Source organism: Roseimarinus sediminis, assembly GCF_050433125.1.
Lineage (GTDB): Bacteria > Bacteroidota > Bacteroidia > Bacteroidales > Prolixibacteraceae > Roseimarinus > Roseimarinus sediminis.
This window is the reverse complement of the sequence record NZ_JBNPXV010000001.1, coordinates 742126-760349: the sequence shown is the minus strand read 5'-3', so window position 1 is coordinate 760349 and position 18224 is coordinate 742126. Positions and strand designations below refer to the sequence as shown.

General features: G+C 38.4%; 13 protein-coding genes. 11 read left to right on the top strand and 2 right to left on the bottom strand.

All coding sequences use genetic code 11. The annotated features are described in order from the left end of the window. Positions 1-900: 900 nt before the first annotated feature. Both FHS86_RS02995 and FHS86_RS02990 read right to left on the bottom strand, forming a co-directional pair. Positions 901-1203, bottom strand: coding sequence for a type II toxin-antitoxin system RelE/ParE family toxin (locus FHS86_RS02995; RefSeq protein ID WP_429410987.1), 303 nt, complete (start codon positions 1201-1203; stop codon positions 901-903). Further along, the gene (locus tag FHS86_RS02990; RefSeq protein WP_429410985.1) at positions 1185-1601 is read right to left on the bottom strand and encodes a hypothetical protein; all 417 of its coding nucleotides are present in this window, start codon (positions 1599-1601) and stop codon (positions 1185-1187) included. Before FHS86_RS02990 ends, FHS86_RS02995 begins: the two co-directional genes overlap by 19 nt. A 461-nt stretch (positions 1602-2062) precedes the next feature. Between FHS86_RS02990 and FHS86_RS02985 the strand changes: the two genes are divergently transcribed. From FHS86_RS02985 to FHS86_RS02935, 11 genes are all read left to right on the top strand, one after another. Continuing rightward, positions 2063-2719 (top strand): hypothetical protein, encoded by a 657-nt coding sequence (locus FHS86_RS02985; RefSeq protein WP_429410983.1) that lies wholly within the window; start codon positions 2063-2065, stop codon positions 2717-2719. 2035 nt (positions 2720-4754) lie between these two features. After that, positions 4755-5639 (top strand): hypothetical protein, encoded by an 885-nt coding sequence (locus FHS86_RS02980; protein WP_429410981.1) that lies wholly within the window; start codon positions 4755-4757, stop codon positions 5637-5639. A gap of 6 nt (positions 5640-5645) precedes the next feature. Continuing rightward, a complete protein-coding gene (locus tag FHS86_RS02975; protein ID WP_429410979.1) occupies positions 5646-6308 on the top strand; it encodes an AbiV family abortive infection protein in 663 nt (220 codons plus the stop codon). Between the two features lie 205 nt (positions 6309-6513). Beyond that, positions 6514-8010, top strand: coding sequence for a DUF4041 domain-containing protein (locus FHS86_RS02970; protein WP_429410977.1), 1497 nt, complete (start codon positions 6514-6516; stop codon positions 8008-8010). Positions 8011-8562: 552 nt separating this feature from the next. Continuing rightward, positions 8563-9075, top strand: a complete 513-nt coding sequence (locus FHS86_RS02965; protein ID WP_429410975.1) for a hypothetical protein — start codon at positions 8563-8565, stop codon at positions 9073-9075. After that, positions 9062-9370, top strand: a complete 309-nt coding sequence (locus FHS86_RS02960) for a hypothetical protein (protein ID WP_429410973.1) — start codon at positions 9062-9064, stop codon at positions 9368-9370. The genes FHS86_RS02965 and FHS86_RS02960 overlap by 14 nt, the downstream gene beginning before the upstream one ends. Before the next feature lie 2543 nt (positions 9371-11913). Then, complete coding sequence (locus tag FHS86_RS02955; protein ID WP_429410971.1) at positions 11914-12792, top strand: LytR/AlgR family response regulator transcription factor; 879 nt, start codon at positions 11914-11916, stop codon at positions 12790-12792. Between the two features lie 149 nt (positions 12793-12941). Further along, positions 12942-15308, top strand: coding sequence for a TonB-dependent receptor (locus FHS86_RS02950; RefSeq protein ID WP_429410969.1), 2367 nt, complete (start codon positions 12942-12944; stop codon positions 15306-15308). 485 nt (positions 15309-15793) lie between these two features. After that, positions 15794-16195 carry a GFA family protein gene (locus FHS86_RS02945; protein ID WP_429410967.1) on the top strand — a complete coding sequence of 134 codons (402 nt, stop codon included), beginning with the start codon at positions 15794-15796 and terminating at the stop codon, positions 16193-16195. A gap of 115 nt (positions 16196-16310) precedes the next feature. After that, on the top strand, positions 16311-16745 hold the full coding sequence (locus tag FHS86_RS02940; RefSeq protein ID WP_429410965.1) for a hypothetical protein: 435 nt from the start codon (positions 16311-16313) through the stop codon (positions 16743-16745). A gap of 297 nt (positions 16746-17042) precedes the next feature. Further along, entirely contained in the window at positions 17043-18209 is a 1167-nt protein-coding gene (locus tag FHS86_RS02935; protein WP_429410963.1) for a hypothetical protein, read from the top strand. Positions 18210-18224: the final 15 nt, after the last annotated feature.

Here is an 18224-nt window from a genome sequence, read left to right as displayed (position 1 = left end):
CCCGTTACTGGTTGCGGATAGTGGACTGCTAACTTGCTTCGCCACGGCTTACTCAGGCACTCAGGTACTCAGGAACTCAGGCACTCAAAAAAAAAGCCACAATAGAAACAATAGTACACATTAGAGGAAATGGATGCTGGTTGCTCGTTGCTCGTTGCTCGTTACTCGTTACTTGTTGCGGATAGTGGACTGCTAACTTGCTTCGCCACGGCTTACTCAGGCACTCAGGTACTCAGGCACTCAGGCACTCAAAAAAAAAACCACAATAGAACACATTAGAGGAAAGCTTGATGGAGAATTTCCTTCAGCCGTATTGACATTCACGGCGTCGCTCAAAGCGACACCGTGAGTGTGAGCACTTACGTTTTCGCGATGGTTTTCTTATTTACTCAGCCTCTCACTGTAGCAAGGCCATTATCCTAATTGCAGTCTGCCTTACAAAACATCGTTCAACGGAATTAATTGCCGTCTGCTTTAGCTGACGGACAAGGATGGCACAAAGCCACTCCGGGCTTTAGCCCGAACCCGACTGAATGAGCATCTTATCATTTCATGACATGGATTCTTCATCGGAGATTGCTAGTCAGCATACAATACTAAATTGGGCTAAAGCCCTGATTTTGTTTGCTGCTTCAGGTCCGTCGGTTAAAACCGACGGCAATTCATATCGAAGAATTTAATGTCAGCGTTTTCCTCAAGCATCCTCTTTATGAATTCTGCTTAGTAAAAAAACAATCCCTTTCAATGCTCACTACCCCTGTTAAATAAATCGAAGATCTAACAGGTTAAACCTTTTCCTCAATGCCGGGAGCGATAGCGACCAGTCCCTGCCTGTCCCGATTTTCGGGAATGAGCGCAGCGATATCGGGAACTAATGACTTCTTCCTTAATGACTTTTTATCAATGACTTAAAAAATTATTATCCTGGTTTTGCCTGCAATCCCAAATGCTTGATATTTCAATTACTTCAGTCTTTATTTCATAAAAGATAGCATAGTTGCCTTCGATCAAAACTCGTGTATTGGGTATATCGCTTTGGAATCCAAGACGTGGGTATTTAGCAATTAAGCGAACCGCATTTCTAAAGTTAGCATTCAACTTAATGCTATAGGTTTTGGTGCCATTTCGTTTAAAGTAAAAATCGAGAATTTCAAGCAGTTCAAGTTTTGCACGCGCTGACCAGATTATTTTTTGTTTAGCCATTCATCGATTTCTTTTTCAACTTGTTCATTGGTAAAATACTGGCCATTTGCAATCTGCTCCTGTCCTTCCTTTATGGCTTCCTTCTGTTCCGGCGTTGTGTAGTAAATCGTTTTATCTCTCTCATCGATCATAGCTATCATTTCAGACAAGGATTCCTCATCGGAAATGGCAAGAACCCGCGACAATAAAATTGCCTGAACATCATCAGCCATGTTTGTATCGCCTGCACTGAACTCAGACTTGCTTTCCTCAAGCATCCTCTTTTTGGATTCTGGCAACTTATATGGCTTTTGGTCCAGTTTGTCACTCAGAAGCTGATCGAGATCATTGAGCAGCTCTTTATCATTAGCAAGTCTGATTTTCTGAATGATGCTATCTTGAAGCTCCTTAATTTTCATTTTTTTCTTTCAAATTTATGAAATCTGCTTAGTAAAAAAAACAATCCCTTTCAATGCTCACTACCCCAGTTAAATAAATCGAAGATCTAACAGGTTAAACCTTTTCCTCAATGACTTTTTGACTTTTTCCTTAATGATTTAATGACTTTTTCCATTTACATTCGTTTTTTGTCCATTCACTCAATTTTTCCGGCCATTCACTCAATTTATTTTACCAATTCATTTTTCATTTGTAACATTGTGAGGAAAATAACAGCAACAGCTGTTTTGATGAATACACTCGTAGCAGTCGCATCAAAGTGGTTTAACAAATAATTCGACAACTTACTTCAAACCACTTTTACTGCAACTGTGGTTGTCTCTCTGAGGATAGAACAAGGAAGACGCATCTTTTTTGTTCTATCCTTATGTATCATCACCGGCTCTGTAGCCGGCACTTTAAACCAATATTCATTAACAAAATGGCTCAGCTACTTTATGAACGGCACTCGTCGAACTTAGTGCTGAAGACGGTAAAGCGCCACCTGCGTTTGTGCCGTCAGAACAAGGGCACCGAAGCCCACGCAACGGCCATTGAACCCGCTTACAATGCCTTGCTCGAAAAAAGAGAAGCAGTCAAAACAGCCGAAGAGGATTACGAAAGCAATTACGACCTGCTGGTGATCATGGATGCCGAACTCGACGACAAAGTAAGAGATGCGAAAGAAGCCGCCCTGAAGTTCGACCGCGATCATCCCGGAGAAATGACCACAAGGCGGCTTTTCCCAAACGGTCTTACGCCCATTGTATTCGTATCGTCCAAAAAGGAATCGTCGGAAGTAGACCAGCTTATTTTGCGGATCAACGATTTGGGTGCTACGCACGAGCTGCATGCTTTGATCGAACCCCTCCAAAGCGCTTTGAACAGCTGTAAGGAGGCATTGGATGCCCTGGCTCTTTCAAGCGAGAAGGTAACGACTGCTGAAACACTCGAAAAGATTGCAAAGATCAATCTGGTCAGGCAATACGAGAAAAATTATTATACCGTCGTATCACGCTTTGGAAAACAGTTCTCAAGGCGTTTATTTCCCCGGCTTGTTGTACCCAAAAAGAACGATGCAGAAAATGACGGTGAATAGCCATGTTGGGATGACTTTAAACGTAGAAAGCGGAACAAGTTGCTTGTTCCCGGCTTCCAATTCCTTATTTTTCGCTTACAAGGCTTGTTGTCCGCTGTAAAAAGCTTTTTTTCACGACAACAAACGTTGTTGAAGATGAAAAAACGTTTTTACAGCCATTACAAGACTTGTTAAAAGCGAAAAATCGTTTTGACAGCCATTACAAAACTTGTTGAAAGCGAAAAAAACGTTTTGACAGTCATTACAAGACTTGTTGAAGCCGAAAAAACGTTTTGACAGCCATTACAAGACTTGTTGAAAGCAAAAAAACGTTTTTACAGGTCCGAAGAAAAAAAAATTGGTCAAAAAAACCTTTCGACAGCCATTACAAAACTTATTGACAGCAAAAAAACATGCTGACAGCGCGCTCGCGGTCGCGTCGACGCAAAAAGACGCATTTCTCGGCAACTTTTTTTCTGTTGGCCCCGATGAACCGTCGAAAACACAACGCGAAGTGTGTTGATGGGCTTTTAAAGCGATGGATGGAAGATGGATGGAAAGAGATGAATGATTATCGATTGAAGATGATCGATCAACGATTGAAGATTAAAAGAGTCAACGATTAAGTCATTGAGGAAAAGGAAAATGGAAGATGGAAAATTAAAAAAGAGTCATTGAGTCATTGGTCAATGAGTCATTTCTGCTGATTCGTGTTGTGTTGGGAGATGCGAGCTCCGACTCGCGCATTCTAATGTATACAGGCACTCCAGCAAGCATGACAGCTTTCTTTTTTCCAAATAGTCACTGGCAATATTCGGATTGTCTTCGGCGAGTAAGAACCAGAATAAAACGAGTTTCACGATGAGAGCCTGAGCGCAGCGAAGTCACGGTGCACCCGGGATCGCCGCTCCCGATGGTACATTATACAATATCGATGTTTCGTGTTGTGTTGGGAGGCGCGAGCTCCGACTCGCGCATTTTTAATGTACGCCGGCAGGACAGATTCCAATAATGATTAATTGAAAACCCGTTCGAACACCTTTGCTCCATGCTCCTTTCTCCATGCTCCATACTCCATGCTCTCTGCCCTCCACCCTCCGCAAATATCCAAAGCGGCAGCGCCGCGATAATGTTTATAGCATAGAAAAGCACGACACAGGGAGAGAGGTGCAGCGCACCGTGAATAAAAAACACAAAAAAGTAATTGAGTGTATTTCCAGTTTTCCATTAATGATAAATTGAAAACCCATTCGAACACCTTTGCCCTTTGCTCCCTGCTCCTTTCTCTCTGCTCTCTGCCCTCTGCCCTCCACCCTCCGCAAATATCCAAAGCGGCAGCGCCGCGATAATGTTTATAGCAGAAAATGACGACACAGGAAGAGAGGTGCAGCGCACCGGGAATTAAAAACACAATAAAGTAACTGAGTGTATTTCCAGTTTTCCATTAATGATAAATTGAAAACCCGTTCGAACTACCTGGCCCTTTGCTCTTTGTGTTACGCTCTCCACCCTCCACAATCTTCCAAAGCGGCAGAGCCGCGATCATGTTTATAGCAGAAAAGTACGACACAGGGAGAGAGGTGCAGCGCACCGGGAATTAAAAACACAAAAAAGTAATTGAGTGTATTTCCAGTTTTCCAATAATGATGAATTGTAAACCCGTTCGAACACCTTTGCTCCTTTCTCCATGCTCCATTCTCCCTGCACCTTTCTCCTTCCTCCCTGCCCTGCCATTCACACATCAAAAAGCACCATTCACTCAATAAAACAGCCCATTCACTCAATTTATTTTTATCTATGTTAAATGTTTGCTTACTTAGTAAGGGCGAAGAACATTTTGTGCGATGGGGAAATCTATTAAGTCGAAGCCTTTAAATGCAGTAGAAATTTTCACCGACACAAATGATCCAGCCTCATGACGATGAAAGAAGACCAGTACAACAAGCAATAACAACGCCACAGCAGGTAAGCTCCCAACCTTGCTATACTGAACATCAACAATACAAAAAAGACGACAAAGTGAGGAATATAGACGTGTTACCAATAATTTAAAAAAATGCAACACCGTAGGATAATAGAGGAGCTAAAAAATATAGATTTAAATGAAGTTCCAATAGAATACATTAAAGAAAAATTAATTGAATTTGGAAAATTTGGTGTAATGACAACAACTCTTCATGCAGGAAAGAGAATAATACGAGTTAGACCATCAGAAAATACATCATTTAAGACTATATCTGAATTATCGTATAAACCTCAAATACTTAATACAACATATCAAAGAGCAAGCACTCCAAATATGACAATGTTTTACGGTGCAATTGTTCCAGAGATTTTAGGCAAAAGTGAGCCGACAACAGCTAGAATTACTACGTTATATGAGGTTAGTAATTTCGTAAGAGACTCTGAAACTATGGGAGAAAAAAAATTTACATTTAGTGCTTGGGATGTGATTGAAGATGTTACACTTATTTCTTTAATACATCATAAAAATTTTGAAAGACCAACAAAGCTTTCGATTGAACTTCAGCAAAAATATAAAGAGCTTACAGTCATGAATCCTGACTTTAAGATTCCTTCAATCGAAATAAGTAGTTTTTTGGCAAATGAATTTGCAAAGGATGTTAAAACAGATTCAGATTATAAAATTTCAGCGGCGTACGCAGAAATATCTTCCGAGAAATATGATGGTGTTTTATATCCTAGCATGCGACTTGCAGGAGAAGGAATAAATATTGCAATAAAACCAGAATCCGTTGATAATAAACTAACATTTGTTGGTGCTGTTGAATGCACAGTATACAAGAATAAGAAAAACGTTTATTTAGGTAACAACTCTAAAGCAAGACTTTTAGAAAATGGTAAACTGGAGTTTTATTCAATTGATGGCACTGATGCAGTGCGCAATGAATTTGGTCGAAAACTAGTTGGATTAAAATAAATAGAAATGACTCCAATAACCCAATTGAAAAAAAATGAGTATCGACAAGGTGCATTATTAGCTCTTGAGAATTTTGAAAGCTTACTTAAAATATCAGAGAAAGCAGCTGAAATTAACAACTTTGGAGCAGCTTCATCATTGAGTGTTCTTGCAATGGAGGAATTATCAAAATCCGTTGTATTACAATTAAAATCAATTAATAATTTAATACCAATCAAAGATTTGGATAAATATTTTTGGAATCATGAAATAAAACATAACGCAGGACTTGATTTGTATTTTAAACTGGAATCTTTAGAGAAAAAAGACGAAGATGCTCCCAAGTCACTGATTGTAATGGCTATTGCTGCAATTGCATTGATAATAATATTATATAACAAAAGAAAAAATGGAGAAGAAAATAAGAAAAAAGAAAAGTCTTATTTTAACACAATAAAAGAGTCAGGATTTTATGTCGGCTATGACGAATTAGGACGAAAATGGGTAAGCCCCCAAGATGTACATAACCAAGAGAGCTATAATGACTTTTTTGAGCTGATAAATAATTTTGCTGAAAAAGTTAAAAACTGGATTTTTAATGGTAAAATAAACAGTGATAACATAATCGGTTTTATTCAAAAGCTTGATGATAATATTATTAACAAAGATATTTTAGACAAAATGAAATAAAAACTATTGGTAATACGCCGCTATATTTCATTGCCGTTTTCGTTCTGACAACAAAGCACTTAGCCAGCAACAACGGCGGTGCGGTTCGACAGGAAAGCAACCCGCAATCGGCACCGAAAACATAGCGCAACCGTTATGGTTTATTAAAAAACCAGTATCAGCAATATATAGATTACAATAAAATACTAACCTAAAAACAAATATTATGACTTTTTTAGCAATTCTATTTTTTATAATATTAATTATTCTTTTAGTCAACAATTCCAAACTAAAAGGACAGAATAAGATATTAAAACAAAACCTTTCAAAACTGGCTGCCGAGTTTGAGAAATATAAAGATTCTACAGAATATCTTAGAAAGTATGAGCCAATCAAAAATGTAGAGGAAGAACTTCAAAGAATAATAAAAGAGTCTGAGGAAATTATTGCGAATGCGAATATTGAGGCTAATTCAATAAAAAAAGATGCTAGAGAATCTGCAAAAGAGATCAAAGAAAAAGCAGAGAAAATCCTAACAGAAGCACATGAGTTAGCCAACAAAATAGAAAATGATGCTAACATAAAGGCAGAAGGAATTGCAGGAGAAGCATGGGAAGCGAAACAAAATGCCGATCAATACCAATCAACAGTAAAAGCAATGAAAAATATTATAGAAGGATATGGCGATGAATATTTAATTCCGAACCATAGTCTGCTTGATGATTTAGCTGAAGAATATAGTCATAAAGAAGCAGGAGAAGAACTTGCGAAAATTAGGACTTTAATAAAATCAATGATAAAAAATGGAGAATGCGCAGATTGTGATTATGTAGAGGAACATAGAAAAACTACTGCTATTGATTTTGTTTTAGATGCTTTTAATGGAAAAGTTGACACAATAATGTCAAAGGTTAAACACGACAATTATGGAATATTATTACAATCATTAAATGACGCATTTACACTTGTAAATCATAATGGAAAACCTTTTAAAAATGCGAGGATAAATCAAAGATACTTTGATGTAGTTGTTGAACAACTCAAACTAGCCGTAACCGTTCAAGAAATTAAAAAACGCGACCTTGAAGAACAGCGTCAAATTCGTGAAGAAATGAGAGAGGAAGAAAAAGCAAGACGTGAATTTGAGAGAGCATTAAAACAAGCAGAGAAGGAGGAAAAAATGCTTGCAGCAGCAATGAAAGAAGCAGAGGCAAAACTAGCTAATGCAGCAGCGGAAGAACGAGCAAAATTTGAGGCTGAATTAGAAACTATTAAACAAAAATTAGCCGAAGCAGAAGAAAAAGGACAAAGAGCATTATCTATGGCTCAACAGACTAAACAAGGACATGTTTATATAATCTCAAATGTTGGTTCATTTGGAGAAAATGTACTAAAAATTGGATTAACTCGTCGTTTAGAACCACTTGACAGAGTAAAAGAATTAGGAGATGCTTCTGTCCCATTTTCGTTTGACGTACATGCTATGATTCATTCAGATGATGCTCCTAAACTTGAAAAGGACTTACACGACATATTTAATTCAGAGAGAGTAAACAAAATTAACTATCGAAAAGAATTCTTTAACACATCCATTTCCGAAGTAAAATCTAAAGTAGAAGAACTTGGATTAAATGCTCATTGGACAATGAAAGCTGAGGCATTGGAATACAGAGAAAGTATTCAATTAAAGAATAAAGAAAAAAAATTAGCAACGATTGAATAAATTTAATAACAAATCCAGCTCTTTGGAATATGCTGAATGATGGCAAGTGGCTGGTGGCGATTTACCCCGCTAGTCGGGATATGTCGTAAGTTTTTACAACTACTCCTCGTTTGCAACGAGGGGTAAACCGCAACTCGTTTTTAACAAGAAGTAAGCAAGAAGCCCGCACTGCATTTGGCAAAAGTTCCTATCTTTAAAACAAAAAATGCCATCCGAAAACTACATTACAACAATGAGATGATAGACCAACGGATAAACTATGTACATGAATACCCGGTTAGAGCGATGATAGTCGAAAAAGCCGAAGATTACCTTTTTAGTTCAGCGCGCAATCGAAGATTGACGAAGTCAATTATGCATCTTTGGGTGGTATGATCGAGGTGGAAGTAATACGTTAGTTATTGAATGATTGCATCATTCAATAACTATGTGTCGTTACAAACGACAGGCGTAAAACCCCTCGTTGCAAACGAGGGGTAGGCCGGAGATGATTGATTTTTAGACAGACTGCCATTGTTCGGCATACAAAAAAAAGGTAACACTACAAATACTATGACAAAAATTAAGTTCACTCAAAATGATTTTAATGAGACAGCATTAATCGCACAATTAATTAAGAAAACAGAGCAGATTGATTCGGATTATGTCAATTCTACTTCGGATGAGATATTTAAATATCAACCTTTCTTTCTGTCTGTTTTATTGGGATATCACCATGATGTTTCCATGGGAGAATTAGAAGAAATAATGAAGCTTTATTTTCTTGTATGGGAATATTTTAAATGGAATCCCAACCTTCAAAAAAAGCAAGTGACTGAATCCAATTTTAATCAAATTCAAAAAAGGAATATTGAGATGTTGAGGTATACTCAGGATGAGCAAAATGAAAATGACAAATTGAAAATATATTCTTCTGACATACAGAACTTAAAATCAAAATCATTATTAACAGCCATCATTTTTAGATTTAATGAAAGGCCGATACTCTTAAGCATGGATGTTGAGAAAAAAGGGGCTATAATTATTGGAATAAAAAGTTTTATTGAATGTTTTGAGACGATTTGACACTATCTACCTCTCGTTTTTAACTGCCATTCCCGGGTATCGGGAAGATGAATACAACAAGCTCGCACTGCATTTGGCAAAAGTTCCTATCTTTAAAACAAAAAATGCCATCCGAAAACTACATTACAACAATGAGATGATAGACCAACGGATAAACTATGTACATGAATACCCGGTTAGAGCGATGATAGTCGAAAAAGCCGAAGATTACCTTTTTAGTTCAGTGCAATCGAAGATTGACGAAGTCAATTATGCATCTTTGGGTGGTATGATCGAGGTGGAAGTAATACCTTAGTTATTGAATGATTGCATCATTCAATAACTATGTGTCGTTACAAACGACAGGCGTAAAACCCCTCGTTGCAAACGAGGGGTAGGCCGGATTTGTAAACCTAAAATTTGACAATTTATGAAAACTGTGAGTATAAAGTATTTCAATTCTCGTCAACAAAATAGAATAACTTTAGTCCGATTATTGACTGAATACACAAATTGGGGTTTAAAAAAATCAAAGGATAATATGGATTCGATGCTTCTTGACAATATGCCGATAATCTGTGAGATTGAAGATTTGAAAGTTGATAGTTTTACAAACGAATTGATAAATTTGAAATTGGAATTTGAAATAAAATAACCCGCTGTTCGTGATGTTCACAGCGGCTGGTGGCGATTTAGCTCCGCTGATTTTCAATTACCTAAGGGTGATCTTCGATTGCAATCGCCGCCTAACAAACTCGCCCGCGATATATATCGGGGTGTGATCCCGCAAATAAATACTTTGCCTGAAAGCGCGGATTACAACCACAGACCAACGGAGCGAAATACGCACAGAGGCTTTGAACTTACATGGGCAAACCCGGAAGAGCAGGCCAAAGTAGCTAGACACAAAACAAGGGTTATCGCAATGGTTTTCATATTCACTTTTGCTTGAGCCATAAAAACCTTATTCCTGTATTTTAAACCTTAGTAGCCAGTTCAATAAACGTTTTACCAAACCTTATTATGCTTGTAAGTGGGAACGGCTGCCAATTATTAAACTGTAAATCCTATGTATGAGTATATTAAAATCCCAACAAGGTAAATAAGGTTGAATCATACAGTGATGTTATCGGCTACTAAGGTTGGCCCGGAAAATAAGGTTTAATTATTCGTCTAAAGCAAGGTCTCTGATGCATAAGATTTTTGCAAGTATTGGTGGCCGTTTAACTATAAATATGACTTCCAACTACTCCTCGTTTGCAACGAGGGGTAAACCGCAACTCGTTTTTAACAAGAAGCAAGCAAGAAGCCCGCACTGCATTTGGCAAAAGTTCCTATCTTTAAAACAAAAAATGCCATCCGAAAACTACATTACAACTATGAGATGATAGACCAACGGATAAACGATGAACAAGAATTCCCGGTTAGAGCGATGATAGTCGAAAAAGCCGAAGATTACCTTTTTAGTTCAGCGCGCCATCGAAGATTGACGAAGTCAATTATACATCTTTGGGTGGTATGATCGAGGTGGAAGTAATACGTTAGTTATTATAACGATGTGTCGTTACAAACGACAGGAGTAAAACCCCTCGTTGCAAACGAGGGGTAGGCCGGATTTGTAAACCTAAAATTTGACAATTTATGAAAACTGTGAGTATAAAGTATTTCAATTCTCGTCAACAAAATAGAATAACTTTAGTCCGATTATTGACTGAATACACAAATTGGGGTTTAAAAAAATCAAAGGATAATATGGATTCGATGCTTCTTGACAATAAGCCGATAATCTGTGAGATTGAAGATTTGAAAGTTGATAGTTTTACGAACGAATTGATAAATTTGAAATTGGAATTTGAAATAAAATAACCCGCTGTTCGTGATGTTCACAGCGGCTGGTGGCGATTTACCCAAGGGTGATCTCCGATTACAATCGCCGCCTAACAAACTCGCCCGCGATATATATCGGGGTATGAACCCGCAAATAAATACTTTGACTGAAAGCGCGGATTACAACCACAGACCAACGGAGCGAAATACGCACAGAGGCTTTGAGCTAACATGGTGCAAACCCGGAAGAGCAGGCCAAAGTAGCTAGACACAAAACAAGGGTTATCGCAATGGTTTTCATATTCACTTTTGCATGAGCCATAAAAAACATTATTCCTGTATTTTAAACCTTAGTAGCCAATTCAATAAACGTTTTACCAAACCTTATTAAGCTTGTAAGTGGGAACGGCTGCAAATTATTAAACTGTAAATCCTATGTATGAGTATATTAAAATCCCAACAAGGTAAATAAGGTTGAATCATACAGGGATGTTATCGGCTACTAAGGTTGGCCCGGAAAATAAGGTTTAATAATTCGTCTAAAGCAAGGTCTCTGATGCATAAGATTTTTGCAAGTATTGGTGGCCGTTTAACTATAAATGTGATCACCCACCTCCCCCTTCTATGCAACGAAGGGGAAACCACAACTCATTTTTAACTGCCCGTCCCGGGTATCGGGAAGAGGAGTACAACAAGCAAGTACGCCGAACACAAAAGTTTCTGCTGTTCGGAATGTCCACAATTATAAACGCTGAACAGTATGTAGAGGCAATAACAGTATAGATTCACGGCGTCGCTAAGAGCGACACCGTGAGTACAAGTGCTTAAGTTTTCGCAATGGTTTTCACCTGCTGGTCGGAATACCAACAGCTGCTGATGGCAATTTGATTTGAGCTGGTGCAAATCTTAAAGATCAGGAAGACAAATTTGAATGATATTCGTTATACTTGTTGACAAAAAAAAATCAGCTGTTTTTTGTAAATAGTATGTTGTTCAAAAAAGCATCCGCTTACAAAACAAAATGAACCTTTGATGGAAGCAGTAAAAAAACCAATTAAACATTTATTATTAAAACCTTTTCCTCAAACCTTTTTGATAAACAAACCCTTTGGGGGAGCATTTACCTTCTTTTTCATTCTTTCTGCATTTACTATTATTTACCGTCCACTGGAGGTACACCAGGCTGCTTCTCTGAATTTTTACTTCACAGTATTGGTTTATTGCGCCCTAATCACGCTCTCTGAATTTGCTGCAGCATTCATCATCTCGCGAACAAACTGCTTCTCAAAGAAAGGTAACTGGACTATTCTCAACGAATTGCTTTCACTTGTAATGATACTGTTCACCATTGGAATTTCAGTTTACTTTGCAGGTTTTATGCTGGAAGCACACAGTAATCGATGGAACTTTTCCACATTTTTCGATTCATTCTCCCGTTCCGTTTTAATCGGTATAATTCCGATTATATTTCCGTCATTATTGAACATTCGCTATGCATTTGCTCCTCAAAACTTTCAGCGCTATGAGAACAAATGGCAAGACCAATCAAAAGAAGTCCCGGAGACATTAATAGCTATCAGCTCCAAGGCCAAAAAAGAGCATTTAAGCTTTTATCCCAGCGAATTTATTTATGCTGAATCGAGAGGAAATTATGTGCTATTTCACTTAATTAAACAAGATCATGCTGTTGATGTGAGTATTAGAAATTCAATGACTGAAATTGAAAATCAACTTGTTTCAAATACCGATTTCATGCGCATACACCGTGCCTTTATTGTCAACCTGAAAAAAATCACATCAAGAGATGGCAATGCACTAGGTTATCGATTAACCCTAAAAGACTGTGACGATCAAATTTCGGTTTCGCGGCAAAAGGCACGTGAATTTGAACAGGTGATGAGCCGAAAATGACCTTTCCATTGATCACAAAAGATTGCTTCTCATCCCACTTTTTTATTGCATCTTGCCTTCTGCAATAAAAAAGTGTTGTATGTCCCTGTAATTTTCAACTCCCTGAATTCCACGTTTTATTTGCATCAGAAATATTTAAATCTGCTGCAATGAAAAATTTCAAAATCTATTTTAATCGCTGTTCTTTAGGCCTGTTAATTGTATTACAATTATTCTCAATCAACCTGCCTGCTCAAGGTACATCAACAATTTCCGGAAAAATATATGGAGCCAAAAACAATGAGCCTGTACCATTTGCAACAATTCGTTTAATCGACCTATCCGATACGGCATCGCATCAATTAAGAGGAATCATTAGCGATGAGAATGGAAGTTTTACCATTGACCAAATTCAAAATGGAAAATACAAGCTTCAGATTTCATCCGTTGGTTTTAAAAAAGCTATTAAAACATTTGAAATAGTTAGTTCAAGAATAATCAATGCCGGAACTTTTATTCTTAAGGATTCGTCACTACTAATTACTGAAGCAGTAATTACCGCCGACCGGATAAAAGGTAAATCAGAAAACGGTAAAACCATTTACTATGTAAATAGCAAACTACTTTCAGCAAGCGGTAGTTCCCCTGATCTGTTGAGACATATTCCAGGGGTGCAGGTTGACCTGAAGCACAATATTTCAATGGATGGAAGCCCCAACATTCTGCTTTTTGTCGATGGGAAAGAACGTGACAGAACTTATGTCAGTCAACTTAATCCGTCTCAAATCGACCGAATTGAAGTAGTAAATACACCTCCCTCAAATTACGATGGGGATGCATCGGGTGTTATAAACATCGTCCTAAAAAAAGAAAAAGAAGTTGGTATAAACGGGCATCTCTTTTCTGAGCTGCCAAGCTCTAATTCTGTTGTTTATATATTCCCAACTTACAGCTTAAATTACAGCTACAACAAAATCAACCTCTATACTTCATACAACGGGGAGGTGAACTACGAGGACATTGACGAAATCACCCATCTTCAGATTCTTGAAAATTCATCTTTTACTGATCTTTCTTCCATTCAGCAGGTGAGGCAGAAAAACCTATCCCACAAATTCCATTATGGTATCGACTATCATCTTAGCAAGAGAGATATTTTAAATTTCTACGGTTTTTACAGGAACTATTCTTACGAGCAAGATGGAAATGTAGTTGTTAAGTCTTCAGAAAATACCGCGAACAACTGGGAAGCTCAAAAAGAAGAAACTGATTTAAATCGCAACAACTTTAACTCGCTTTATTACAAACACCTGTTTGATGATAAAGGCTGCGAAATAGCGATTGACATCAGCTATGCATCTAATCGCTCTGAAAACGAAGTTACTTACAACAATAATTTAGGGGACGGGGCGCTTACGCACACCAATACTAAGAATCCCCAACAGACAGCAAGCAGTGTGAAAATTGATTTTTCTACACTTTCTGCTAAGAAAATTAAATGGAGTACAGGGGCAAAGATGAAAATTAATGAGATGAAGGATAACACGACAGACGCATTTTCATTCACTGAACAGACGAATGCCTTGTATGGGGCTTTAAATTACAAAAGGACAAAATTTGATTTGAATATTGGTGTTAGAGTTGAAAACGCAAAAACCGAGATAAACAACAGCCAAAATAATTCATCAAATATACTACTACCTTATGCTGCATTTCATTACAAAGTGAATGAGTATAACGACTTATATTTGTCTTTTCGCAGTTCAGTCAGACGCCCTTCGGTTTATTTACTAAATCAATTCACCTATACCAATAACCCCTACACAATACGCAAAGGAAATCCACTATTAAAACCCGAAAGGAAAAATCGCTTGCAGTGCGAACACAGCATCCGCTTTAAGAGCAACTATATTTCTTCACGACTATTTTACGAAACAGTAAGCGATGCCATCAATAAGCTGAGCTATATAAACGACAGCAATTTGTTTGTAACACAGATTCAAAATCTCGGGTCGATACACCAATACGGTTTGCAATTAAGCGGAGCACTGAAAATGGGAATGCTAACAATTAATTCTTCATTCCGATTGTATAATCAATCGACCCTGGGAAACAGTCTGGCAAAACAATATGAAATAGAAAATAAAAACAATCGGGTTATGGAGTCCGGTATTTCCACTATTCTATCCTTTAATAACGATTTTGCATTATCTGTCATTTTTCAGTACGCAACAGCAAAGGAAAACATTCAGGACAATACCTATTCTGAAGCATTATACTTTATTTCACTCGACAAAACATTTCAGAAAAAACTTAAAGCAGGTATAGTAAGTGCGCTACCCTTTGCAAAAAACTTCATTTATCAAGGATCAGCGATTCATTCCCCGAATTTTTCAAGCACTTATACCGGAAATTTGAAGTTGCCCACAATTCCTTTGATGTTTCGTTTGAGCTATCAGTTTGGTACAGGGCTGAACAGAGCAAATATTAAAAGAGAGAAGGAGAACGTTGACACACGCCCGAAACAAGGATTTTAATTGAAGTATTCCCAACTGTCACTAACAAACATAACAATTGCAGTGAATCTGCTGAATAAGAAAAAACATATTTTTGAGTATGGATTAATCTGCTGTTTGGGATGTTCATAATTGCTGGTGGCGTATCACCAAGCAAGTTTTGATGTATTGTAGGTTTGTAGCCGCTGGTGACGATTTAGCTCTGCTGATTCTCCATTACAACCGCGCCTGACAGGCTCGCCCGCGATATATATCGGCGTACTTTCCCCTTATTAAATATTTTGCTTATTTTCAGGCTGTTTTAAGAACAGGATGATCAACACCTGGCCGGAAAGTACGGATGGTAAGCCGCTCTGCAGAAAATGCCGATACTGGCTTGCAATATACAGGCAGTCGCACACGACTTTCGCAATTCCCTGGTTACGCTAAAGCGAAACGGGAAGGAAGGCCATTTAATACCGGGAAATGGATGCTGTTCAACTCATCAATAAAAAATAACTGATCATATGGAATACAAAGGTTCTTGTTTGTGCAAGGGAATCAAATTTAAGGTGACAGGTGATTTTGAGAGTTTTTATTTATGTCATTGCAGGTATTGCAGGAAAGATACAGGCTCTGCTCATGCTGCAAATTTGTTTTCAACAACAGCTAAACTGGAATGGATAAAAACGGAAACTGAAATTAAAACATTTCAACCACCTAAAAGCAAGCATGTGAAAGCCTTTTGTTCCCACTGTGGTTCGGCTTTGCCCAATTTACAAATGGAAGGTAAACTATTAGTAGTTCCGGCAGGATGTTTAGATACTACTTTGGAAAAACGACCTGATGCCCATATTTTTATTTCAAATAAAGCCAGTTGGGATGAGTCGTTGGAAGCAATCAATAAATTTGAGCGTTTTCCTGAATAGCAAATAAATAAAGAACATCTTTCTGTTACCTTTGGGCAGAGCAATAATTTGCATCATGGAATTTCAAATTCCAGATTTTTGACACAACTGAGATTTAGCTTAAAACAAAAAACCAATGGCATACATTCCATTATTTAAGATCTGTCCATCGATCGCAGAAAAAGAAACAAGGGTTATTACCTTACCAGGAAAAAATAATGAATTCAATTTACCCATAGGCAATTACGCTTTCATTGAACTTTTTTGTGATGAATGCGATTGCCGAAGAGTCTTTTTGCATGTTCTTCTGAACCATAAGTCAGTTGCAACCATCGCATATGGATGGGAAAAACTCTCTTTCTATAAAAATGAATTTAAAGGTTTTAGCGAAAAAGAAATCAAAGAGATTAAAGGGCCTGCTTTAGAATTGTTTCAGTATCAATCAGAAATTGCTGACGGAGTTCTTGAAATGTTTAATAAAATTTTGCTCCCCGATACTGAATACATAGCCAGGATAAAAAGACATTACAACCAGTTTAAGCTGACATTAAGGGCAATAAACAATAAATAACTTCCTAACTGTCCAGCAAGCAATTTACCCTTTGTTGATGCACCTGCTTTCTCATGCACTCACAACTTCTTGTGCTTTAGTACAATCATCACAGGCTGTTTAAGCCCTTTATCGAAATTCCCTTGAATTCTTATACCCTGTCTCAGCTTAATTTCTTATATTTCTGCTAATCATCGGTATTTGTTATTGAAATAAAACCTGATTACAATGAGCAGATCAAAACTCATCGGCGGATTAGCGCTTTTTTTCTTCATCATCTAGGGCTTAACATTATTGGCCGGGAATCGTGCCGGCGAGATGAACAGAGATACCACCTGGGCCAAGATCAACGGGGCCTTCCGGCTGAATATGCTATACACCTATTACGAAGGGAGTACTTCGCCCCTGGGTACTGCAAGCCGTAACGAATTTACCTGGGACACCTGGCGCATTGGAGTTCACGCTTATTCCAAAGGAATTGAGTTGTCGTTCCAATACCGTTTTTATCCAACCTTCAACACGCATTTCATTCATCACGGATGGCTGGGCTATCAATTTAGCCCCGAAACCAATATGAAAATTGGAATATCGCAGGTACCCTTTGGCGACTTGCCCTTTGCCTCGCACTCGTGGTGGTTTCAGGCACCCTATTATGTTGGGCTCGAAGACGATTACCAAACCGGCATCTGCTTTGAACACAACGTTCAAAAATGGCTTTTCCACTTTGCCTATTATTTGATGTCGGAGCCCCGAGGCACCAGCGAAGCATCGTACGGGCCATTCAGTGCTGCACGTTATTCGTACGATGTGGTGCCCATTCCCGGTAACTCGAACATTGAACGCAATCAGTTCAATTTGCGTGGCGAATACTATTTTGATAATGCCCGTGCCGGCCTTTCGTTGCAAAGCCTGCAAATTTACAACCAGGCGCTTGACCATAATGGAACCCGGCAGGCTGCGGCACTGCATTTGAATGCCGACCACGATCGCTGGAACCTGAAACTGCAGGCCATCTACTACCAATACAACAATGTGAAAAACGATGCAGCGCAGTTATTAAATACTGTACAGATGGGGGCCTATGGTTTTGGCACTTACGATGTGGCATCCTCAGCTGCAATTTTGACTGCCGGACTGGCCTATACCCTTCCGCTTGAATGGGGACCGGTAAGTTCGCTTCAGTTCTACAACGATTTTAGCTACCTGCACAAATTCGACAGTAAAATCATAGGCGGACAGGAACAGCCTTTTGAAAAAACCATACAAAACGTGCTGGGAGCGCTTGTTACAGCCGGCAATGTATATACCTATTTCGACCTTGCTTCGGGTTACAACCATCCCTGGCTCAGCGGTTTTTTCGGGGGCAGTGCCATGGGGAGCGGCTACGGACTTGATCCCTCGCTGCCCGTTAGCCAGAATAATCCAATTAGCCGCAATGCCTATTGGAATACGCGTTTGAACATTAACATCGGATACTATTTCTGAAAAATAAACTAAAAA